The 22,057-nt window shown below is 57.5% G+C and carries 16 protein-coding genes; 11 read left to right on the forward strand and 5 right to left on the reverse strand.

What is annotated here, in order from left to right:
* Positions 1–33: 33 nt before the first annotated feature.
* Entirely contained in the window at positions 34–2,742 is a 2,709-nt protein-coding gene (locus ABRP31_RS18850; protein ID WP_349972736.1) for a glycoside hydrolase family 3 C-terminal domain-containing protein, read from the forward strand.
* A gap of 57 nt (positions 2,743–2,799) precedes the next feature.
* On the opposite strand, the gene ABRP31_RS18855 is transcribed toward ABRP31_RS18850, so the two are convergent.
* Both ABRP31_RS18855 and ABRP31_RS18860 read right to left on the reverse strand, forming a co-directional pair.
* Positions 2,800–3,450: a TetR/AcrR family transcriptional regulator gene (locus ABRP31_RS18855; protein ID WP_349972715.1), complete on the reverse strand. Its 651-nt coding sequence runs from the start codon at positions 3,448–3,450 to the stop codon at positions 2,800–2,802.
* Positions 3,451–3,970: 520 nt separating this feature from the next.
* Complete coding sequence (locus tag ABRP31_RS18860; protein ID WP_349972714.1) at positions 3,971–5,149, reverse strand: XylR family transcriptional regulator; 1,179 nt, start codon at positions 5,147–5,149, stop codon at positions 3,971–3,973.
* A 190-nt stretch (positions 5,150–5,339) separates the two neighbouring features.
* On the opposite strand from ABRP31_RS18860, the gene xylA reads away from it, so the two are divergent.
* The 4 genes from xylA to ABRP31_RS18880 all read left to right on the forward strand — a co-directional run bounded on the left by xylA (position 5,340) and on the right by ABRP31_RS18880 (position 10,696).
* Complete coding sequence (gene xylA / locus ABRP31_RS18865) at positions 5,340–6,656, forward strand: xylose isomerase (protein WP_349972713.1); 1,317 nt, start codon at positions 5,340–5,342, stop codon at positions 6,654–6,656.
* Between the two features lie 162 nt (positions 6,657–6,818).
* The gene (gene xylF, locus ABRP31_RS18870; protein ID WP_087265550.1) at positions 6,819–7,820 is read left to right on the forward strand and encodes a D-xylose ABC transporter substrate-binding protein; all 1,002 of its coding nucleotides are present in this window, start codon (positions 6,819–6,821) and stop codon (positions 7,818–7,820) included.
* A 179-nt stretch (positions 7,821–7,999) separates the two neighbouring features.
* The gene (xylG, locus tag ABRP31_RS18875) at positions 8,000–9,559 is read left to right on the forward strand and encodes a D-xylose ABC transporter ATP-binding protein (protein ID WP_349972712.1); all 1,560 of its coding nucleotides are present in this window, start codon (positions 8,000–8,002) and stop codon (positions 9,557–9,559) included.
* Positions 9,560–10,696 (forward strand): sugar ABC transporter permease, encoded by a 1,137-nt coding sequence (locus ABRP31_RS18880; protein WP_349972711.1) that lies wholly within the window; start codon positions 9,560–9,562, stop codon positions 10,694–10,696.
* A gap of 137 nt (positions 10,697–10,833) precedes the next feature.
* Here ABRP31_RS18880 and ABRP31_RS18885 read toward each other — a convergent pair whose 3' ends face one another.
* Complete coding sequence (locus tag ABRP31_RS18885; protein WP_349972710.1) at positions 10,834–11,571, reverse strand: GntR family transcriptional regulator; 738 nt, start codon at positions 11,569–11,571, stop codon at positions 10,834–10,836.
* 116 nt (positions 11,572–11,687) lie between these two features.
* Here ABRP31_RS18885 and ABRP31_RS18890 point away from each other — a divergent pair, with 116 nt between their 5' ends.
* Both ABRP31_RS18890 and dctA read left to right on the forward strand, forming a co-directional pair.
* A complete protein-coding gene (locus tag ABRP31_RS18890; protein ID WP_349972709.1) occupies positions 11,688–13,043 on the forward strand; it encodes an adenylosuccinate lyase family protein in 1,356 nt (451 codons plus the stop codon).
* Between the two features lie 78 nt (positions 13,044–13,121).
* Complete coding sequence (gene dctA, locus ABRP31_RS18895) at positions 13,122–14,423, forward strand: C4-dicarboxylate transporter DctA (protein WP_349972708.1); 1,302 nt, start codon at positions 13,122–13,124, stop codon at positions 14,421–14,423.
* A gap of 134 nt (positions 14,424–14,557) precedes the next feature.
* Here dctA and ABRP31_RS18900 read toward each other — a convergent pair whose 3' ends face one another.
* The gene (locus ABRP31_RS18900; RefSeq protein ID WP_087265545.1) at positions 14,558–15,430 is read right to left on the reverse strand and encodes an HDOD domain-containing protein; all 873 of its coding nucleotides are present in this window, start codon (positions 15,428–15,430) and stop codon (positions 14,558–14,560) included.
* A 250-nt stretch (positions 15,431–15,680) separates the two neighbouring features.
* Here ABRP31_RS18900 and ABRP31_RS18905 point away from each other — a divergent pair, with 250 nt between their 5' ends.
* The 3 genes from ABRP31_RS18905 to ilvA all read left to right on the forward strand — a co-directional run bounded on the left by ABRP31_RS18905 (position 15,681) and on the right by ilvA (position 19,990).
* The gene (locus tag ABRP31_RS18905; protein WP_349972707.1) at positions 15,681–16,820 is read left to right on the forward strand and encodes a carbon-nitrogen hydrolase family protein; all 1,140 of its coding nucleotides are present in this window, start codon (positions 15,681–15,683) and stop codon (positions 16,818–16,820) included.
* Between the two features lie 2 nt (positions 16,821–16,822).
* Positions 16,823–17,863, forward strand: coding sequence for an AraC family transcriptional regulator (locus ABRP31_RS18910; protein WP_349972706.1), 1,041 nt, complete (start codon positions 16,823–16,825; stop codon positions 17,861–17,863).
* Positions 17,864–18,466: 603 nt separating this feature from the next.
* Complete coding sequence (gene ilvA, locus ABRP31_RS18915; protein ID WP_372488903.1) at positions 18,467–19,990, forward strand: threonine ammonia-lyase, biosynthetic; 1,524 nt, start codon at positions 18,467–18,469, stop codon at positions 19,988–19,990.
* 111 nt (positions 19,991–20,101) lie between these two features.
* On the opposite strand, the gene ABRP31_RS18920 is transcribed toward ilvA, so the two are convergent.
* Positions 20,102–20,911: a DUF2242 domain-containing protein gene (locus ABRP31_RS18920; protein ID WP_349972705.1), complete on the reverse strand. Its 810-nt coding sequence runs from the start codon at positions 20,909–20,911 to the stop codon at positions 20,102–20,104.
* Positions 20,912–21,171: 260 nt separating this feature from the next.
* Between ABRP31_RS18920 and dapA the strand changes: the two genes are divergently transcribed.
* Entirely contained in the window at positions 21,172–22,044 is an 873-nt protein-coding gene (gene dapA / locus ABRP31_RS18925) for a 4-hydroxy-tetrahydrodipicolinate synthase (RefSeq protein ID WP_349972704.1), read from the forward strand.
* Positions 22,045–22,057: the final 13 nt, after the last annotated feature.

Genomic DNA, 22,057 nt, shown 5'->3' on the forward strand with positions numbered 1-22,057 from the left:
TTATCGAACGAATTCAGGAGTAGTTTCATGTCCATGATCAAACAAGGCTTAAGCCTGAGCCTGCTTGCGTTGAGCATTGCTCAGGCAGGCACCGTAATGGCTGTCACCCCGATGACAGGCAATGAGGTCGAAGCACGGGTTGGTGCGATGCTCGACAACATGACTCAGTCGGAAAAGATCAACTTCTCGCGCGTCGACGACGGACGCATGATCCCCAAGCTGGACAAATTCAACCTGCAAGGCACCGTCGCCTATGACTCGGCAATGGGCGTGCTGGTAGGCGGCAAGACCTTTGGTGCGCAGTACCCGTCACCGTCCGCATTGGCCGCGACCTGGAGCATCAACCGCGCCAAGGAATTCGGTCTCGCGATTGGCTACGAAACCCGGATCGCTGGAGGTCAGCAAATGCTGTCTCCGGCCATCAACCTCTACCGTACTCCGTTCAACGGGCGCTCGGCTGAGTACATGAGTGGCGAAGATCCCTTCCTTGGCGCAGTGTTGGCGCCAGCCGTCACCAACGGTATTCAGGTCCAGGGGATTCAGGCCGCCGCCAAGCACTACCTGATGAACGAGCAAGAAGCGAACCGGCATTACCTGGACGTCAAAATTGACGAGCGAGCCATGCAGGAGCTGTATCTGCCGGGCTTCGAATCGCTGGTCAAGAATTCGAACATTGCCTCGATCATGTGCGGCTACAACAAGATCAACGGCGAATATGCCTGTGAGAACCATCACCTGATCACTGACATCCTGAAAGGCCAATGGGGCTTCCAGGGTAACGTGATGAGTGACTTCAACTCGGTGCAGGACGCGTTCAAAGGCGCCTGGGCAGGCACCGATATCGACATGCCGAGCGGCCTGCAATTTACTGAAGCCAAGTTGCTGCCCTATGTCTGGAACGGGCAACTGCATCAGAGCGTCATCGACGACAAAGTCCGCCGGAATCTCCGGGCACTGGTCAGCTACGGCTTTGATAAAGGCATCAACAAGGCCCAGCCTCTTGAGCACCGCGAATACGGTCAACTGGCTGCGCTGAACGTGGCGAGGGAGTCGATTGTGCTCCTGCGCAACGAACCTGTAGACGGACAGAAGCCCCTGCTGCCTCTGCCAAAAACGGCAAAGATCGCCGTCATCGGCGACCTGGCGATGCAGGCACCGACTGCGCCATTCGGCACTGCTTACTCAGCGCCTGCCAGCTACGTCACCGAACTGAGCGGACTCAAGCAGTTGGCGTCGAGCGCCAGCAATGTCGATTACCTGCCGCAGATGAGCCTCGATCCGAAGTCGTCGGTCTGGTATCAGCCTGGCACCGGTAAAGGCAAAGGCAAAGGTAAGGAAGCCATCAGCAACACAGGCGTGAAAGCCGAGTACTACGCCAACACCACATTGTCCGGCGACCCTGTTGCGACCCGCATCGAACCGGGTCTCAACCTGAGCTGGATCACCAACACCAATGTCACAGACAGCGGCACCAGCGCGGTAACCGGCTACAACCCGGCAGCGGGTGCATTCTCGGCTCGCTTCACCAGCAAGATCAAACCCACCATCACCGGCCCGCACGTCTTCAAAGTCCGTGCCGATGGCGCCTACAAGCTTTGGATCAACGACGAACTGGTGGTTGAGGATGAAGACAAGCAGGTTTCATTCGACCTGATTCCTGTGGTGCCACGTACCGTCAAGACTGTCGCACTGAAAGCCGGCACCGAGTACAACGTGCGCCTGGAATATCGTCGCCTCAAAGGCAATTACACCCCGGTACTGGGTGGCATGAACGGCGTGCAACTGAGCTGGGCATCGCTGCGTCCGCCGACCAATCTGGCTGACTATGACGCAGTCGTGGTGGCGGCGGGCAGCAACTTCGAATACGAAGGTGAGTCCCTTGATCACCCCTTTGAACTGCCGCAATTTCAGTCCGAGCTGATCAGCTTCGTGCAGAGAGCCAACCCGAAAACTATCGTCGTGATGCACGGCGGTGGCGGTATGGACATGCAGCCGTGGGCAACCAAGGTCGCAGCTTCCCTGCATGCCTGGTTCCCGGGCCAACAAGGCGGTCAGGCGCTGGCAGAAATCCTGTACGGCAAGGTCAACCCGTCGGGCAAGCTGCCCATCACGCTGGACAAGAAAGTGCAGGATAACCCGAGCTTCGCCTCGTACTCCGACCCCGCACCGTACTACTTCAGCAGCCCTAACCCGCCGACTGAAATGACCTACAGCGAAGGCCTGTACCTCGGCTATCGCGGTTATGACAAGAACCACGCGAAGCCGCTCTACCCGTTCGGTTTCGGCTTGTCTTACACGACCTATCAGTACAGCGATCTGAAGCTGTCGAGCAACGTTCTTGCTCCCGGCGCAACCATCAAGGCTACTTTCACCGTAACCAACACGGGCGACAAGCCTGGTTTCGAAGTGGCTCAGTTGTACGTGCAGCCTTCGAAGCCGCAAGTCGATCGTCCGGAAAAAGAGCTGAAGGGCTTCTCCAAGGTTTACCTGAAGCCGGGCGAAAGCAAAACCGTGACGATCCCGCTGGACTCCCGCTCGTTCGCCTACTATTCGCCTGACGCCGTCAGCTGGATAGTAGACCCGGGCAAGTTCAAGGTTCTGGTGGGCAAAGACTCGGAAGACCTGGCGCTCAACCGCACCGTTGTCGCTCTGTATGGCGAGAAATTGTCTACGCGTGACTCCAACCCTCTCCCGACTCCGCTGCGCAAGGCAGTTCAAGTCAAGCCGGAACAGGCTTACTGAGGAGGCGTGATCGGTGGCTTCTGCAGCCACCGGTCACCGACTATCAAGCGGCCGCTCTCAGACGAGTCCGGCCGGCTTGAGTTCCGAAGCCAGACGTTCGAGGTACCTGGCGAAGGCACGCTCAATCGGTACGTAATCCGGTGCGCGTAGCCATTGGATCTGCATCCCGTCCATCATCGAAGCAATCTCGAGACTGACCTGCTTCACATCCGTGTCCGGACGAATTTCGCCCGCCTCGATCAGCAGATTGAGATGGGCCTGAATGTGGCCGTGCACAATCTCAAAGCGCTCACTGAACCAGCGGTTGGCCGGGTGGGTCACGGACAGACTTTCTGTGTTGATGATCATCAACGCCTGACTGACGGCGGCGTCTTCCGTGCTGAACTTCATGATGAACTTCAGAAACGCTAAAAACCCTTCCAGCGACGCAACCTCGTCAGCTTCCTGCAAGCGGGTGGCGACGTATTGATCCCGATGCTGCAGCACGGCGTGCAGCAGGGCGAGCTTGTTGGGAAAGTGATGTAGCAATCCGACTTGCGAGATACCCGCGACCTTGGCGACGTTGGTCAGCGTCGCGCCCGCGAATCCATCCCTTGCGAAAATAACCATGGCGGCTTGAATGATTTCGAGCTTGCGCACATCTCCTTTGGGGATGTGGCGACGCTTGGGGGTAGCGACGGGGTCAGAAGCGGGAATGTCTTTTGGCATTTGGATAGCACTGTCCGTTGCGCAGATGTGACTGTCGGCGTGATGATTTTGCGCTGACGCGTTCACTTACAGGCCAGGCAGTACCCATGGGGAAGTTTCTTGAATCCATCAGCGATAGATCGATGAATGCAACTCTGCAACCCGGTCTGTATGGTTAAAAGCGTCAGCGATTGCACGTGGATCGAGTCGGCGGCGGAACATACCATGTGCCTTGGAAGCTGACAAATACCCCTCTGTTCGCGATACATGAACACAAAACAACGGGGGCTGGCGATGTATCGCGGCCTTGTTGAGGTTTCGGGTGTTCTATAACCGGTTGGAGACATCGGGCCTGCAGAAGTTGTCGCAGCCTTCGGCAGCGCCTACAGATGGAGTGCACACCCCGATCCCTGTAGGAGTTGTCGGAGGTTACGACGGCGCCGATCACGATGTGTCAGGCAGACCAGCCATCGCTAGCCTCGTAACCTCGGTGAGCTGCTAAAGGGTTGAGTTCAACTCCGACAGTTGCGCTTTGCCTCCTCTAAACCAATACCTCTTGCCGATACTCAAGCGGCGTACAGCCAAACTCGCGACGGAACACGGTGTGCAGGTACTGCGCGGATTTGAAGCCGCAACTGCGTGCCGTGTCGGCAATGGTCGAATCGGTGTTTTTCAACCCATTGGCCGCTGCGTCGAGTTTGAAGCGCAGGATTTCGTCATGCACGCTGCAGCCCCGTGCCTGGCGAAAGTGCGACTCCAGCGCGGAACGCGACACGCCGACATAGGCCGCGACTTGCGCGGTCTTGATGCCTTGGCAAGCGTATTGCCGGATGAACAACAGCGCCTGCATCACGTAAGGATCACCCAAAGGTTGATGCAGGCTCGATACCTGTACGTTGATCGAATCCGGCGGAATCAGAATGTGCGTGCCCTTGGCGGGCATGCCGTGCAGCATCTGATGCAACAACTGCGCTGCGGTGCGCCCCATGGTTTCAGTGCCCTGGCTGACGGAGCTCAGTGGCACGCGGGTGAGGCTGCGAGTAAGAGGATCGTTATCGATACCGATCAGCGCCACCTGCTCCGGAACGGGAATCCCGGCGGTCAGGCAAGCCTGTAATAACTGCCGAGCGCGAGCGTCACTGACGGCAATGATTCCGATGGGTTTGGGCAAGCTTTGTAGCCAGGCAATCTGCTGTTCGACAGCGCTGTTCCAAAGCGGCGCGCTGGTGCCCATGCCGCGATAAATCTCCCCCTGGAGCCCATCGCGCTGCATCAGTGTGCGAAAGGCTTTCTCCCGCTCCTGAGCCCAGCGATTGGCTTGTGCTTGGGGCAGGCTGAAGCAGGCAAAACGAGTCAGCCCCGCTTCAATAAGGTGCTCGTACGCCAGTGCCATCAACGCCTGATTATCGGTGGCGACGTAAGGTATACCTTGCGGATAGTCGTCCTCGTTTTGATAAGAGCCGCCGACCGCCACCACCGGCAACCTGATCCCGGCCAGCGCTTCGCCAATCATCGGGTCATCGAAGTCGGCAATGATCCCGTCACCCTGCCAGCGCTCGATTCCTTTCAAACGGCAGAGAAAATCCTCCTCCAGAAACAAATCCCAGGAAGCTCGAGTACTGCTCAGGTAGTTGCCAATACCGCTGATGATGCCGCGGTCGTAGATCTTCCCGCCGTTGAACAACAGTGCAACGCGGTGAGCAGGCGGTACGGTTTTCATTGTTATTGTCCTGGGCCAGCCAGCGATTATCGAAACAGACTAGGCGCGCAGACGCAGAATCTCAATACGCAAAATCGCACTGCGGGTTGATGATTTTCATAATCAGGAGCAACAGGGCCGTTGCTAGTATCGATGCACCGAAAAGAACAGTCGATCAGAGCAACCGATAAAAACAACAAGGACATTGCGAATGCCATATTTCCCCGATATAGACCGAGTCCACTACGAAGGCCCTGCCAGCGATTCCCCCCTCGCCTTTCGCCACTACGATGCAGGCAAAATCATCCTGGGCAAACCGATGCGCGAGCACCTGCGCATGGCGGCCTGTTACTGGCACACCTTCGTCTGGCCGGGCTCCGATGTGTTCGGCGCAGGCACCTTCAAACGCCCATGGCAGCATTCGGGCGACCCACTGGAAGTGGCGATCGGCAAAGCCGAAGCAGCGTTCGAATTCTTTACCAAACTGGGCATCGACTATTACTGTTTCCACGACACCGATGTCGCTCCGGAAGGCAGCTCGCTCAAGGAGTACCGTAATAATTTTGCGCAGATGGTCGATCATCTGGAGCGTCATCAGCAGCAAAGCGGCGTCAAGCTGCTGTGGGGCACCGCCAACTGTTTCAGCAACCCGCGCTTTGCTGCTGGCGCTGCGAGCAACCCTGATCCGGAAATCTTCGCCTGTGCCGCTGCGCAGGTGTTCAGCGCCATGAACGCCACTCAGCGGCTCGGCGGCGCCAACTACGTGTTGTGGGGTGGCCGCGAGGGCTATGAAACCTTGCTCAACACCGACTTGAAACGCGAACGCGAACAGCTGGGGCGCTTCATGCGCATGGTGGTTGAGCACAAGCACAAGATCAATTTCAAAGGCGATCTGTTGATCGAGCCTAAGCCGCAGGAACCCACCAAACATCAATACGATTACGACAGCGCCACCGTGTTTGGCTTTCTGCAGCAGTTCGGCCTGGAAAACGAAATCAAGGTCAACATCGAGGCCAACCACGCGACCCTGGCCGGTCATAGCTTCCATCACGAAATAGCGACGGCTGCGTCCCTTGGGATTTTTGGCAGCATCGACGCAAACCGTGGTGACCCGCAAAACGGCTGGGACACTGACCAGTTCCCCAACAGCGTCGAAGAAATGACCCTCGCCACTTACGAAATCCTCAAAGCAGGCGGGTTCAAGAACGGCGGCTTCAACTTCGATTCCAAGGTCCGTCGGCAAAGCCTGGACGAAATCGATCTGTTCCACGGTCATGTCGGGGCGATGGATGTGCTCGCTCTGTCCCTCGAACGCGCTGCGGCCATGCTGCAGAACGACCGGCTCCAGCAACTCAAGGACCAACGCTACGCGGGCTGGCAGCAGCCATTGGGCCAGAGGGTGCTGGCGGGTGAGTTCACCCTCCAGTCGCTGGCCGAACATGCGTTTACCCAGGAACTGAATCCGCAAGCCGTGAGCGGCAGGCAGGAACTGCTCGAAAACGTCGTTAACCAGTTCATCTATCGCTGACTGCGATCAAGGGCCACGGGCGCCGTAATCCGGTTACATTCGCGCGACAAATCTGTGCTCGCGGCGCCTTGCGACTCTCTACAGTTCTACCAGCACGATATTCATCGTCAGGCAGTGGCTTCTAAAAAGTGTCTTCGAACAACAATAAAAGGACGCACCACCATGAAGAGATTTAAACGCACGCTGTTGGTTGGCGCTCTGGCGCTGCTATCAATTCCGGCCATGGCCGACCCTGCCCATCCCAAAATCGGTTTCTCCATTGATGACCTGCGCCTTGAGCGATGGTCCCGTGACCGCGATTACTTCGTCGCGGCGGCGGAAAAAATGGACGCCAAGGTCTTTGTACAATCGGCCGACGCCAACGAGCAAAAGCAGATTTCGCAGATCGAGAACCTTATCTCCCGAGGCGTCGATGTCATCGTCATAGTGCCGTTTAATGCCACTGTGCTGACCAACGCGGTTGCCGAAGCGAAGAAAGCCGGGATCAAGGTCGTGTCTTATGACCGGTTGATTCTTAACGCTGACATTGATGCATACATCTCTTTCGATAACGAAAAGGTCGGTGAGATGCAGGCCAGTGGCGTGTTGAAAGCAGCGCCCAAGGGTAATTATTTTTTGCTAGGCGGCGCGCCGACCGATAACAACGCAAAAGTGCTGCGCGAAGGCCAGATGAAGGTGCTACAGCCGGCGATCGACAAGGGTGATATCAAAATCGTCGGCCAGCAGTGGGTAAAAGAGTGGAACCCGACTGAGGCCCTGAGCATTGTCGAAAACGCCCTGACCCGTAACGACAACAAAATCGACGGCATCGTTGCCTCCAACGACGCCACCGCAGGCGGTGCAATCCAGGCACTGGCCGCGCAGAAGCTGGCAGGCAAGGTGCCAATCTCGGGTCAGGACGCCGACCTCGCAGCGGTCAAACGCGTGATCGATGGCACACAGACCATGACCGTCTACAAGCCGCTGAAACTCATCGCCACCGAAGCGGCCAAGCTCTCGGTGCAACTGGCGCGCAACGAAAAACCCACCTACAGCTCGCAGTACGACAATGGCAGCAAAAAAGTCGACACGATTTTGCTCACGCCGACCCCGTTGACCAAGGACAACATCGATCTGCTGGAAAAGGACGGGTTTTACACCAAGGCGCAGATTGACGGGAAGTGATCCGGGCGCGTGGAACCAATTCCTTTGGACGCTAAACGTTAGACCTGTAGGAGCGCACGAGCACCGCGAGGCCGCGATGGCGGTGTATCAGGCAGAACGCCATCGCGGCCTCGCGATGCTCGTGAGCTCCTACAGGTCAATGGCTGCAGTCCGTACCCGCTTATCCTTGAGCACTCGCCATGTCCGACTATCTGCTGCAAATGAATGGCATCGTCAAAACGTTCGACGGTGTTAAAGCCCTTAATGGCATTGATATCAAGGTCAGGCCCGGGGAATGTGTCGGGCTGTGTGGCGAGAATGGCGCGGGGAAATCCACGCTGATGAAAGTGCTGTCGGCGGTCTACCCGTATGGTACCTGGGAAGGCGAAATCCTCTGGGACGGCCAGCTGCTCAAGGCACAGTCAATCAGCGAAACCGAAGCTGCCGGGATCGTCATTATTCATCAGGAACTGACCCTGGTGCCGGACCTGTCAGTGACCGAGAACATCTTCATGGGCCATGAGCTGACGCTGTTCGGCGGGCGCATGAATTACCCCGCGATGACTCACCGCGCCGAAGCCCTGATGCGCGAACTGAAAGTCCCGGACATGAACGTCTCATTGCCGGTTTCCCAGTACGGCGGCGGCTATCAGCAACTGGTGGAAATCGCCAAGGCACTGAACAAGCAAGCCAGGCTGTTGATTCTCGATGAACCCTCTTCAGCCTTGACCCGTTCGGAAATCGAGGTCCTGCTGGATATCATCCGCGACCTAAAGTCCAAGGACGTTGCATGCGTCTATATCTCCCACAAGCTCGATGAAGTCGCCGCTGTGTGCGACACCATTTCAGTGATCCGTGACGGCAAACATATCGCCACCACCGCCATGGCAGACATGAACATCGCGCGGATCATCACCCAGATGGTCGGGCGGGAAATGAGCAACCTGTACCCCACCGAACCCCATGACATTGGCGAAGTGATTTTCGAAGCGCGCCATGTTACCTGCTACGACGTCGACAACCCGAAACGCAAGCGGGTCGACGACATTTCGTTCGCCCTCAAGCGTGGCGAGATACTCGGTATTGCCGGGTTGGTCGGTGCCGGTCGTACGGAACTGGTCTCGGCTTTATTTGGCGCCTATCCCGGCCGCCATGAAGGCGAAGTTTGGCTGGACGGCAAACTGATCGACACTCGCACACCCCTCAAAGCCATACGCGCCGGACTGTGCATGGTGCCCGAAGACCGCAAGCGCCAAGGCATCATTCCCGATCTGGGCGTCGGCCAGAACATTACCCTGGCCGTGCTGGACTCTTACTCAAGACTGACGCGTATTGACGCCGAAGCCGAGCTGGACAGCATCGACAAGGAAATCTCGCGCATGCACCTCAAGACCGCGAGCCCCTTCCTGCCGATCACCAGTCTGTCTGGCGGCAATCAGCAAAAAGCCGTTCTGGCAAAAATGCTGCTGACCCAACCCCGCGTGCTGATTCTCGATGAACCCACCCGAGGCGTCGACGTCGGCGCTAAATACGAGATCTACAAGTTGATGGGTGCGCTGGCGGCCGCGGGCGTGTCGATCATCATGGTGTCTTCGGAGCTGGCTGAAGTGCTGGGTGTCTCCGACCGGGTACTGGTCATCGGCGAAGGCCAACTGCGCGGAGACTTCATCAACCACGACCTCACTCAGGAACAGCTACTCGCCGCCGCGCTCAGCCAAACCGCCGACCCTAACAACAATAATGATCGGAAGTCCGCGTAGATGAATCAGGTCAAACAGCTCTTCACACGCTACAAAATGCTCGCACTGGTCATCGCCGTGGCGGTCATCTGGCTGTTCTTCAGCTGGCAGACCGACGGTGGATTTCTGACCCCGCGCAACCTCTCCAATTTGCTGCGGCAGATGTCGATCACCGGCATTCTTGCCTGCGGCATGGTGCTGGTGATCATCAGTGGCGAGATTGATTTGTCGGTGGGCTCGTTGCTCGGGCTGCTGGGTGGACTGGCGGCCATTCTCGACGTGGTCTATCACATCCCGCTGCTGGCAAACCTGAGCCTTGTTGCCTTGTGTGGGCTGATGATCGGCCTCGCCAATGGCTACATGACCGCTTACCTGCGCATCCCGTCTTTCATCGTCGGCCTGGGTGGCATGCTGGCCTTCCGCGGCATTCTGCTGGGGATCACCGGCGGCACAACCATCGCACCGGTATCGCCAGAACTGGTGTACGTCGGGCAAGGCTATCTGCCGCATTCAGTTGGCACCGGGCTGGGCATCGTACTGTTCTCACTGACGCTGTATCTGACCTGGAAACAACGCCGCAATCGCACCGCCCACGGCCTCGCTGCGCATTCACTGGTGCGAGACATCTTGCGCGTGGTGTTGATCGGTGCGGTGCTGGCCGGATTCGTCCAGACCCTCAACAGCTACGACGGCATCCCCGTGCCGGTGCTGCTGTTGCTGGTTCTGCTCGGTGTATTCAGCTACGTCACTACCCAAACCGTATTTGGCCGCCGGGTCTATTCAGTGGGCAGCAACATGGAAGCGACGCGACTTTCCGGCATCAACGTACAGGCCGTGAAACTGTGGATCTTCGGCATCATGGGCGTGATGTGCGCGCTGGCCGGCATGGTCAACACCGCACGCCTGGCGGCTGGTTCGCCCTCTGCCGGGAACATGGGCGAACTCGACGCCATCGCCGCCTGCTTTATCGGTGGCACCTCAATGCGCGGCGGCTCCGGCACCGTCTACGGCGCCCTCCTCGGCGCGCTGGTCATCACCAGCCTCGACAACGGCATGTCGATGCTCGATGTGGACAGCTACTGGCAGATGATCGTCAAAGGCAGCATTCTGGTATTGGCGGTTTGGGTGGATGTCAGTACCCGGACGGGGCGGCGTTGATCGGAGAGCGCCCTACCAATCTGAATTGAACTGCATTACCTGTAGGAGCTGCCGAAGGCTGCGAAGCATTCATGCTGACCTGCTGTGATCGCAGCCTTCGGCAGCTCCTAAAGGTCCAGTGGACAGCTCACCTCGCCCTAGAACCCTGCCTTCTCACGCTTCATCTGGGTCACTAGCGTGAAGCGGTCATCGGGGTGAACAGTCTCGGAAACCACCATCACCTGGCCTTCCTCATCACGGTATTGGCGCAGGATTTTCAGACCGGGCGCACCCGGTTCAGCATTCAGGCTTTTGGCGATTTCAGGCGTCAACAGTACCGCTCGCACTTGCTGGTCAACCACATCGATGTGTCGACCAAAATGCTGCTCGATCAACGCTGCGATCAGCTCATCCGGATGCTGTTTCGCCAGTTCGATGACCTCTGCATAGACGTCCAGGGCATAAACATCAGTCCAGCAAAGTGGCGCACGCAAGTTCTCCTGATCAACCCGGATACTGGACACGCAAAAGTAATGCTCGCCGGGTTCCAGGCCGAGACGTCGGGCCTGTGCGATGTCGGCCACAAAATGACTTACGTCCTGAATGCTGCGGACCTGGGTTTCAGCCAGGTGCGCCAGGTCGGCAACCGATGCGAGGGACTGTGAATACCCACCTCTTGGCGTCGCCGCTTCGACGCGAGTGCCCACTCGTTTACGGCGTGAAACGAGCCCCTGATTTTGCAACTGAGTGATGGCTGCACGCACGGTGTGGCGGCTGACTTCATACAACTCGCAAAGCTCGAATTCAGTCGGCAGTAGCGTGCCGACGGGATAACGACCGCTGGCAATTCCTTCGATCAAGTCTTTTGCAACAACGGCATAGCGTGTCTGGCTCATACCTTCGATCAGTCCCGGCTTTTCACAGTGTTGACAGTGTATCAGCGCAAGCGTAAGAATTATGTACGAACATATTAAATATGTACGACCAATAACAACATAATAGGAATGCTTTCATGTCTAGCACCGTCTTCGATTCCGCTCTTTTCCGCGACATGTTCGGCACCGCTGAAATGCGCGGCGTGTTTTCCGACAAGGCTTTGATCGAACGCTACATCGAAGTGGAAGTAGCATTGGCGCGCGCCGAAGCTCGCTGCGGCGTGATTCCTGGGCAGGCCGCCGAGCAGATCGCCGAACTCGCCACCTACGAATCCCTCGACCTCGCGTTGATGCAACACGAAACCGAAATCGTCGGTTATCCGATTCTCCCGCTGGTTGAACAACTGTCGAAAACCTGCGGCGAAGCCGGTCGCTATGTACATTGGGGGGCGACGACTCAGGACATCATGGACACCGCCGTGGTCCTGCAAGTGCGTGCGGCCCTGGCCATTGTCGAGCGCGACATTCAGGCCGTACGGGGTCTGCTCGCTGACCTCGCGAAACGCTACCGCGATACACCGATGGCTGGCCGGACTCACTTGCAACACGCACTGCCGATCACCTTCGGCTACAAGTGCGCGGTGTGGCTGAGCATGTTTGATCGCCACGCAGAGCGTCTGGTCGAGCTGCGTCCGCGAGTGGAAATAGGCCAGTTCGCTGGCGCAGCAGGCACCCTCGCCTCACTGGGCGACAAGGGCCTGGATGTGCAGGAAGCGTTGATGGACGAACTGGGTCTTGGCGTGCCTCAGGCCACTTGGCATGTAGCCCGTGATGGTCTGGCGGAAACCCTGAACTTCCTCGGTCTGGTCACAGGCTCACTGGGCAAGGTGGCGCTGGACGTCATGATGATGATGACCAGCGAGCTGGGCGAAGTGTACGAACCATTCGTCAAAGGTCGTGGCGCCAGCAGCACCATGCCGCAAAAGCGCAACCCGATCTCCTGCGAGTTGATGTATGCCGCGGCCAAAGGCGTTCGCCAGCACGCCGGGTTGATGCTCGATGCAATGATTCAGGATTTCGAGCGTTCCACCGGCCCGTGGCAGGCTGAGTGGATCGCAATTCCGGAAGCCTTCGCCCTGAGCGCTGCGTCTCTGGGCCAGGCCAAATTCATGCTGGCCGGTCTGGAAGTCCGCACCGAACGCATGCGCCAGAACCTCGACATGACTCAGGGCCTGATCGTCGCCGAAGCCGTGATGATGGGCCTCGCCCCGGCGTTGGGCCGTCAGGTCGCGCACGACGTGGTATATGCCGCCTGCCGTATGGCCAACGATCAGGGCACCAGCCTGCTCGACGCCCTACTGGCGCAAGGTGAAGCGACTGCGCAACTGGATATTAAAGAATTGAAGCGCCTCACCGACCCCGCCAACTATCTGGGTCTGGCACCGCAAATGGTCGATATCGCCGTGGCCCGTGAAGGAGCCGTCAAACGCTGAATCCAATCAGGACGGGGCTCACCTTGTGGGAAGCCCCGCTGCCCTTTACTCGCTAATAAAAACAACGAGATTGCAGACATGTCCACGACTACAAAAAAACCGTTCTACCGGGACCTGACGTTTCAGGTTATTGCTGCCATGGTGCTGGGCATCGCGTTCGGCTTTCTGGCACCGGAGCTGGCAGCGAAGTTCAAGATTCTGGGCGATATATTCCTCAAACTGATCAAGACCGCTGTTGCGCCGCTGGTGTTTTTCACCGTGGTCCACGGCATCGCTTCGGCCGGTGATATCAAACGGGTTGGCAAGGTGGGTTTGCGGGCACTGATCTATTTTGAAGTGGTGTCCACCCTCGCGTTGGCCATTGGCCTGATCTGGGGCAACCTGCTGCAGATTGGCTCCGGCATGCATGACGCCCACCCAAGCAGCGCCACCGCAGCCGCCGCCAGCGCCGCTGTCGCCAAGGGCCATGGTCCGACTTCGACCATGGATTTCATCTACGGTATTTTCCCGGACAACTTCGTCGGCGCATTCGCGGGCGGACAACTACTGCAAGTGCTGGTGATTTCGGTACTGTTCGGCTTTGCTTTGCTGGCCCTCAAGCCTGAACGTCGTGAAGTGATCGAAGACGGCCTGAGCCGTATCTCTGAATGCTTCTTCGAATTCATCAACCTGATCATGAAGTTCGCGCCACTGGGTGCGTTTGGTTCGGTGGCCTATGCGGTAGGCAGCAACGGCACCGCGGTACTCATGTCGTTGGCTAACCTCGTTTTGATGTTCTACGTCGCCATCGCCTTCTTCATCTTTGTGGTACTGGGCATTGTGTGCCGGATTGCCGGCTTCAGCCTGTGGCGCTTCCTCAAGTACATAAAGGACGAGGTCTTCATCGTGCTGGGTACGGCTTCCTCGGAAAGCGCGCTGCCACGCCTGCTGCAAAAACTGGAGAAATTCGGTTGCTCCAAGCAAAGCGTCGGCCTGGTACTGCCTACCGGTTATGCGTTCAACCTGGACGGCACGTCCATCTACATGTCGTTATGCGTACTGTTCATCGCCAATGCTTATGGCGTGCCACTAACCTGGGAGCAACAGCTGGGAATGATCGCGATAATGCTGGTAACGTCCAAGGGCGCAGCAGCGGTATCGGGTGGAAGTTTCGTGGTGTTTGCCGCCACAGTCACGGCCATTGGCGTGTTGCCTGCTGAAGGTCTGGCGCTACTGTTCGGGGTCTATCGTTTCATGTCCATGGCCATCGCCACTTGCAACACCATCGGTAACAGCGTCGCCACGGTTGTGGTGTCGAAGTGGTCGGGGGAGTTCGCTGAACAGACGGCGAAAGCGGAATACTCGCGAGTGTTGGGACGTAGTCCCCAGGCAGCACTTTAGATAACGCTGAACGCCTTCAGAACTTAAGCTTCTTTTGCCGGGGCACGCTTTCGCCCCGGCACCTGCTTATTCCAATCGTTACAAGACGAGTCAGTTGACGTGACATGCTAAAGAGGCAGCACGAAAATGTCGTCTCAACGCGCCCCCAACTCCCGAATATTCGCTTTCAGCTCCTGAAAGTCGTATTCGGACAAGCCGACATAATCGAGCACCAGGTGGCTGATGGTGTTCCACTCGTGATCGGCACTTTCCTTGCCCAGTACACGGTAGGACTCGCAGATGTGCTCGGCCATTTTCAGGATCGAGAGCAGGTTCTTGACCTGACTGTGTTGCCCTGTGTCGTCGCTGAACACAGCGTAAGCATTGTGGTGCCGGGCAATGGTCGTTGCCATGTGTTCAGGTAAGCGCCAGGCTTTGGCAGTGTAGTAGCCCACCACGGCATGGTTGGTGTTGAACGCTTTGTTTTCTACATCAACGACGCGTTGCTGCTGGCCCGCACTGGCGTAGCCCTGCTCCAGAACGGTCATGTAGTTGGGGAATTTCTTGTACATCAACGGCACGCCACAATCGTGGAACAAACCCAGCGCGTAGGCTTCATCGACCGCCTGAGAACCCAGTCGCTTGGCCAACGCCAGACACGTCATCGCGATGTCCTGCGCGGTGTCCCAGAAACGGTTGAGGGTGACGATCGACTCATCGTTCATTCCGCCACGGATTGACAGGCCGTTGACGAGGTTGATCACCGAGCGACTGCCCAACAGGTTTACTGCACGCTGAATCGAAGAGATCCGATTGCTCAAGCCGTAGTAACTGGAATTGACGATCTTGAGCAGCGCACCCGCGATACCCGGATCCTGCGAGATCAGGCGGGCAATCTCGGCCAGATCAGGGTCCGGCATGTATTGCTCGATCTGCAGGTCCACCAGAATCTGTGGTTGCGGCGGCACGATAATGCCTTGCAAAGCCTGCTTTACTTTCTCGTCGGTAAACTCGAACTCTGATGACATACGCTTCCCTGAACACTCACCCAATACGTGATGTGCGCTGACTCTAGCGAATAGAAAAGACATTTGCGATGGGGCATTGCCCGATTGACAACGCCATGAGCTGCCGACGACGGTTCGCGAACTGAAACAAGCCGACAAAAAACCCGTCATTGAATGGAAAAAAGTTCGTTAAGCCGTTGTTTTCCCGTAGTCTCGGCACACATAACCTCACACAGCCACAACCAGGGATTGTCAGCACTCCAACTTACTTATGCGTACATTTTTCACTATTGCCATTGGCTTCGTACTCACCGCTGCTCTTGTCGGCTACGGCTTCTGGACCGAGCAGCGTCCTGTGGGCCACTACCTGTCAGACCTGCGCATCAAACTGGTAGTCGACGAGGGCCAACCGAGTGAGCGAGGCAACTTGCTCGGCATTCAGCCAGAACTGTTCCCCGCCGATTATCAAAGTACCCAGCGTCTGCATCGCAAACTGGCCGCTTACCTGCAACAGGCTCGCGAGCAAGGTTTGATCAACAGCAGAACCATCGTCGTGCTCCCCGAACATGTGGGCACCTGGCTGGTGGCCAGCGGTGAGAAAAATGAGGTCTATCAGGCCGTCAGCAAGGATGAGGCGCTGACCTGGATATCCTTCAGCAACCCGCTCAAATTTCTTGGCGCATTGCTCGGGGCCAAAGGTGACAACTGGCTCGACGATGCACATTTGCGTATGAAAGCGACCTCTATGGCCGAGCAGTATCAGGCGCTGTTCGGCGGTCTGGCCAAGGAGTTTGGCGTCACGCTGGTCGCGGGTTCTATCGTGTTGCCCGAACCGGCCATCGAAAACGGTAAATTAAAGCTCGGCAGCGGCCCGCTGTATAACAGCAGCGTCGCTTTCGGCAGCGATGGCCAACCCCTCGGCCAACCGCAACGGCAGTTGTTTCCCATGGCTTATCAACGCCGTTATGTCCACTCAGCCACCGACCTGAATGTCTTCGACACCCCTGCCGGAAAACTGGGCATATTGATCGGCAGCGACAGCTGGCACCCCGGCAATTACGCCAGCCTGAACAAGCTGGGCGCCGAGTTGATTGCGGTGCCCGCCTTCGTCATCGGTACAGGCCACTGGACCAGCCCTTGGCGCGGCTATCGCACGCCGGACCTGACCGACGCCACCGGGTTGAACGCTGGCGATATCAGCGAGGGTGAAGCCTGGCAACGTTTGACCCTGACCAGCCACGCACCGCTGAGCACCGCCAAGGCCGGAGTCAGTGTATTCATGCGTGGCCAGTTGTGGGACCAGGGCAGTTCGGGACACAGCTTCGCCAGCCGCGACGGCCAGCACATCGTCGAGCCATCGCCGGATGACAAGGCTCACCGTGGCGCACGCCTGATCAATATCTGGTTATGAACATGACCCCGGCGCCCACCCGTCTTGGTGATCTGTCGGTGGGGTTCGTTCACAGTCTGGCCAATGCGGTGCGCAGTTTCGGGCACGACCCACAACCGCTGCTGGAGCAATACGGTCTGGATCCAGCGCGGCTGGCCGAGGCCGGGGCGCGCTTGTCCATTCCGCGTTACATGCGCCTGGGTCATGCCGCGATTCAACTCACCGGCCAGCCCGGCCTTGGTTTGCGCATGGGCCGCTTGAGTCATATCAGCCAGTGCGGTCTGGCGGGCGTTACAGCGGCGCAAGCCCCTGATATTCGCGAAGCCGCTCGCGCACTGATCCGATTTGAAGCGCTGTATGGCTCCAACTACCGAGGCCAATCGAGCTTTCACGAAGACAGCGAAGGTGCCTGGCTAAGGTTCTATTCGATCAGCCCGTACAACGGTTATAACCGCTTCGTGGTGGACTCGATTATCGCCAGTTGGCTGCAGCAACTTTCCAGCCTCAGCGAAACTGAAGTGCGTGCAGAGCGAATCGAAATCGAGTTTGATACGCCCGACTATGCAGCCGATTACGAGCACCTGAGCACACAACCGGTGGCCTTTTCTGCCGCAACCAATCAACTGCGTCTGAACCAGCACACATTGGGTTTGCGCAACCCGCAGCATTGCCCCAGCACCTGGGCACATCTGCAGCAGCTGTGTGAAAAAGAGCTAGAGCAATTGACCCGCACCCGCAGCTTGCGAGAGCGCATCACCCGGCTGCTCGGACCGTTGCTCAATGGAGGAAGGGAACCGGATCTGGAGGAAATTGCTGCCAGACTGAAACTGCCCGCCTGGACTTTGCGCCGCAAACTTGCCGAGGAAGGTACAGGCTTTCGCAATATCCTGAACGATACGCGGCGTGATCTGGCGATGACGTATATACGCGACACCGACCTGGCATTCGGGGAGATTGCTTACTTGCTGGGCTTCGCGTCTGCCGAAGCCTTTCAACGCGCGTTCAAGCGCTGGACCGGACAGACGCCTGGGGAGTTTCGCCGTAGCCAGCGTGGGCAGGGTTGAAGTGTTTAATTCTGCAACGCTCACCCGGTAGGAGCTGCCGAAGGCTGCGATAGCAGTATGTCAGGAAGATTGCTTTCGCAGCCTTCGGCAGCTCCTACAGAACAGGAGTCGGCTCAAACATTCACAACTCAGTCGCATCATCCGCAGGCTCGGGCGGGTCCAGCTCAAACGCTTTGAATTCCAGCAGTTCTTCTTGATAGTCGTCCATAACGCGTGCCCTCTTGGCTGTTCTTTAAATGACGTCATTCACTGACCACTGCCCTCACCATAAAGTGCCAAGGTGAAGGAAAAATGACTCGATCATTAAACATACGTGGCGCCTCGACGGAGATTTAGGCTCGCCTGTCTTGACTTGCCCGGAGCATCCGAAATAGTCTTCAGGCCATGAACGTAACCAAGCATTTCTTCGGCCAGATTATTATTACCGCCATTCCAGTCATGGCGGGTTAGCCGACGCGTGCACCCAACCCGCCCAAGAGGCGGGTTTTTCTTGTCTCCTGGGCTAACCAAGTCGAACCAGGAGTCAAACATGATCAGCATTCAAGCCGCCCTCTTCGCTTCTCAGGCTCAGCGCATCGTTACCCATGACACGGGGCCGACACGATGACCGACTTGCTCAATCATTACGCCCGCAAAATCCTCACCTCCCGTGTTTATGACGTAGCGGTGGAAACCCCGTTGCAGGGCGCTCGTCAGTTGTCCGAACGGCTGGGCAACCAGGTGCTGCTCAAGCGCGAAGACTTGCAGCCGGTGTTCTCATTCAAGATTCGAGGTGCTTACAACAAACTGGCGCAGCTCAGCCCTGAAGAACTGGCCCGTGGCGTGGTCGCGGCCTCGGCAGGCAACCATGCGCAAGGTCTGGCCCTGGCAGCGAAAACGCTAGGCGTTGCCGCCACCATCGTGATGCCCAAAACCACACCTGAAATCAAGATTGAAGGCGTGCGCTCCCGTGGCGCAACCGTGGTGCTACACGGTGATTCCTTTCCAGAAGCACTGGCATACTCGCTGAAACTGGTGGATGAGATGGGTTACGTCTACATCCACCCCTACGACGATCCAGACACGATTGCCGGGCAAGGTACGGTGGCGATGGAAATCCTTCGTCAGCAGCCGGGTCAGCTCGACGCGATTTTCGTCCCGGTCGGCGGCGGCAGCTTGATTGCCGGTATTGCGGCCTATGTGAAATACCTGCGTCCGGACATCAAAGTGATCGGCGTCGAGCCGGACGATTCCAACTGCCTGCAACAGGCCATGGCCTATGGCGAACGCGTAGTGCTGCAACAGGTCGGTCTCTTTGCTGACGGCGTGGCCGTGGCGCAGATTGGTCAGCACACGTTTGAAGTCTGTAAGGATTATGTCGATGAAGTGATCACTGTCAGCACCGACGAAATCTGTGCCGCGATCAAAGACATTTACGATGACACCCGCTCAATCACCGAACCTGCGGGCGCGATGGGCGTTGCCGGGATCAAGAAGTACGTCGAGCAGCACGGCATCAGCGGCCAGACGCTGGTGGCAATCGACTCAGGCGCCAACGTCAACTTCGACCGCCTGCGCCATGTCGCTGAGCGTGCGGAGCTGGGTGAAGGTCGGGAAGCCATTATCGCCGTGACCATTCCCGAGCAACCGGGTAGCTTCAAGGCCTTCTGCGAAGCCATCGGCAAGCGGCAGATCACCGAATTCAACTACCGTTACCACACCGACCGCGAAGCGCACATTTTCGTCGGTGTGCAGACCCACCCCGACAACGATCCACGAAAGGCATTGATCGCCAGTCTCTCCGAGCAAGGTTTTCCGGTAATCGACCTGACCGACAACGAACTGGCCAAGCTGCACATCCGGCACATGGTCGGCGGGCATGCCGAGCGTGTCAGTGATGAAGTGGTGTTCCGTTTTGAGTTCCCGGAGCGTCCGGGCGCGCTGTTCAACTTCCTCAACAAACTGGGCGGCCAGTGGACGATTTCGATGTTCCATTACCGCAACCATGGCGCAGCGGACGGTCGGGTGGTTGCAGGATTAGTAGTGCCTGAGGACGAACGGCACCTGATCCCGGCAGCGCTGGCCGAAATTGGCTACCCGTATTGGGATGAGAGCGAGAATCCGGCTTATAAGCTGTTTTTGGGGTAATAAAACGATCCCGGTAGGAGCGAACTCGTTCGCGAGACAGACGACCCGGTTTATCAGGTACATGCCTCGCGAACAAGTTCGCTCCTACCGTGAAGGCCGTTGGCCTCTGGGTTATTGTGCTGGAGCAGCTTCCGGCTCGGCTTGCGGAGCAGCTTCAGCTGGAGCCTCTTCCACAGGAGCGGGTTCAGCCTGGATCGACTCTGCTGGCGCGGCCGGTGCAGGCACTGGCTGGCTGGATTCAACCGCAGGCGCAGGTGTCGGCTCCGCCACCGGTGCAGGAACGGCCGCAGGTGCCGGTTCAACCAATGCCGCCGGTTTTGGCGCAGGCACCGTTTGCTCAGGCACGCCCAGCGCTGCTTTTGGCGTTTCCTTGATGTTGGCGGCTTTTTTCGCTTCAGGCGGCATGAAGTTGTCCACCAGCATGAAGAAGCGATCATAGAACTTGTCCGATGCCACGGTTTCGCTGGCGACCTTGACCATCGAATCATCGGTGGAGCCGATCGGCATCGATACCGAACCCAATACGCCAACACCCAGGCTGGCAGAGTTATTGGTTTTCTTCAGCGCGTAGCGATCCTGCAAGGCGTTGGCAAATACGGTCGAGCTTTTGTCCGTGGTGTCATCAGCAGCGCAGACCACGTTGAAGCTGATCTGCATGTGAGTCTCGCCAGTTTGCTGGAAGCTCTTGTTGCCGCTGATCATCTTCGGGTCACTACTGGTGATGATGTAGCCCTGGCTCAGCAAGGCGCGACGTGCCGCTTCGCAAGAGGCGGAATCACTGACCGGGTAAGTCCTCGAAAACGTCCCCGCGTCGTCAAAATTCTCGTGCTCGTAGACTGCGGTTTTTTTCGAGGAACAGCCCGCAATTGCCAACAAGGCAACGGCGCAGCATGCGGTACGAAAGTTAACTAAGTTAGGCATCAAGGATCCTGGGTAGAAACGGTCCGCAAGACTGCGGACTGGAAAACGTCGGTAAGTCTGCAACAAGGCACGCGCAGGATCAACGCGCAGATGGAAAGGATCTTGTTACAAACAGCCACGCCAGGATCTTCCTGCCAGTGGCACAGGGCCAGAAAAATGATCATTTCAATCAAACATGAATGAAACGATCAAAATCGCTTGCATTTTATGATCGATTTAATCATCTTGGTTCTCACTAAGAATAAAACGAGAATCTCATCATGCAATTTCGCGGCATTATTCCAGCCCTGGTTACGCCTTTTACCGCTGATCAGCAGGTTGACCATCACGCCCTCCGCGCTCTCGTCGAAAACCTCATTCAAGCAGGCGTGCACGGCCTTTTCGTGCTCGGCACCAATGGCGAGTTCTTCACTCTTTCTGAAGCTGAAAAGCTGGAAATCGCTCGTGTAACGGTCGAGGCAACTGCGGGTCGAGTGCCGGTTGTGATTGGCACCGGAGCCTTTGCCACCCGTGAAGTGATTGAAATGAACAAAAAAGTGACGGACATCGGCGCAAACGCCCTTTCCGTCATCACGCCCTACTTCAATGCGATCAGCCAGACCGAGCTGATCAAGCATTACGAAACCATCGCCGATGCGTCGAGCCTGCCTTTGATGATGTACAACATTCCGGCCAAGACCGGCATGTCCATCGGCATTGGCGCCGTCGCGGCCCTGCATCAACACCCGATGATCAAAGGCATCAAGGACAGCGCCGGTAACTTCGATGCACTGGTGCAGATGATGAAATACCGCAGCGACGACTTCGCGGTCTTTGCCGGTACTGACTCGCTGATCTACTGGAACCTGCTGGCCGGTGGCGATGGCGCGATTGCCGCGACCGCCAACGCGGTGCCTGATCTGGTCATGTCGATCTGGAACCATTTTCAGGCCGGCAACCACGACGCTGCGCGGGTCGCTCAGGAAGCCTTGCGCCCACTGCGCGACGCTTTCGCCATGGGCACCATGCCCGTCGTGCTGAAAAAAGCCACCGAACTGCTCAACCTCCCGGTCGGACCATGTCGCGCACCGGTGCAGCCGCTGGACGCTGGCGCCGTGCAAAAACTGGAAAACCTGCTCGCGGTTTACCGTTGATTCGCCAGGAGAT

Source organism: Pseudomonas caspiana (assembly GCF_040224095.2).
Classification (GTDB): domain Bacteria; phylum Pseudomonadota; class Gammaproteobacteria; order Pseudomonadales; family Pseudomonadaceae; genus Aquipseudomonas; species Aquipseudomonas caspiana.

Coding starts and splice junctions, on each gene's coding strand:
- ABRP31_RS18850 (WP_349972736.1), top strand. CDS start 34: ATGATCAAACAAGGCTTAAGCCTGAGCCTGCTTGCGTTGAGCATTGCT.
- ABRP31_RS18855 (WP_349972715.1), bottom strand. CDS start 3,450: ATGCCAAAAGACATTCCCGCTTCTGACCCCGTCGCTACCCCCAAGCGT.
- ABRP31_RS18860 (WP_349972714.1), bottom strand. CDS start 5,149: ATGAAAACCGTACCGCCTGCTCACCGCGTTGCACTGTTGTTCAACGGC.
- xylA (WP_349972713.1), top strand. CDS start 5,340: ATGCCATATTTCCCCGATATAGACCGAGTCCACTACGAAGGCCCTGCC.
- xylF (WP_087265550.1), top strand. CDS start 6,819: ATGAAGAGATTTAAACGCACGCTGTTGGTTGGCGCTCTGGCGCTGCTA.
- xylG (WP_349972712.1), top strand. CDS start 8,000: ATGTCCGACTATCTGCTGCAAATGAATGGCATCGTCAAAACGTTCGAC.
- ABRP31_RS18880 (WP_349972711.1), top strand. CDS start 9,560: ATGAATCAGGTCAAACAGCTCTTCACACGCTACAAAATGCTCGCACTG.
- ABRP31_RS18885 (WP_349972710.1), bottom strand. CDS start 11,571: ATGAGCCAGACACGCTATGCCGTTGTTGCAAAAGACTTGATCGAAGGA.
- ABRP31_RS18890 (WP_349972709.1), top strand. CDS start 11,688: ATGTCTAGCACCGTCTTCGATTCCGCTCTTTTCCGCGACATGTTCGGC.
- dctA (WP_349972708.1), top strand. CDS start 13,122: ATGTCCACGACTACAAAAAAACCGTTCTACCGGGACCTGACGTTTCAG.
- ABRP31_RS18900 (WP_087265545.1), bottom strand. CDS start 15,430: ATGTCATCAGAGTTCGAGTTTACCGACGAGAAAGTAAAGCAGGCTTTG.
- ABRP31_RS18905 (WP_349972707.1), top strand. CDS start 15,681: ATGCGTACATTTTTCACTATTGCCATTGGCTTCGTACTCACCGCTGCT.
- ABRP31_RS18910 (WP_349972706.1), top strand. CDS start 16,823: ATGACCCCGGCGCCCACCCGTCTTGGTGATCTGTCGGTGGGGTTCGTT.
- ilvA (WP_372488903.1), top strand. CDS start 18,467: ATGACCGACTTGCTCAATCATTACGCCCGCAAAATCCTCACCTCCCGT.
- ABRP31_RS18920 (WP_349972705.1), bottom strand. CDS start 20,911: ATGCCTAACTTAGTTAACTTTCGTACCGCATGCTGCGCCGTTGCCTTG.
- dapA (WP_349972704.1), top strand. CDS start 21,172: ATGCAATTTCGCGGCATTATTCCAGCCCTGGTTACGCCTTTTACCGCT.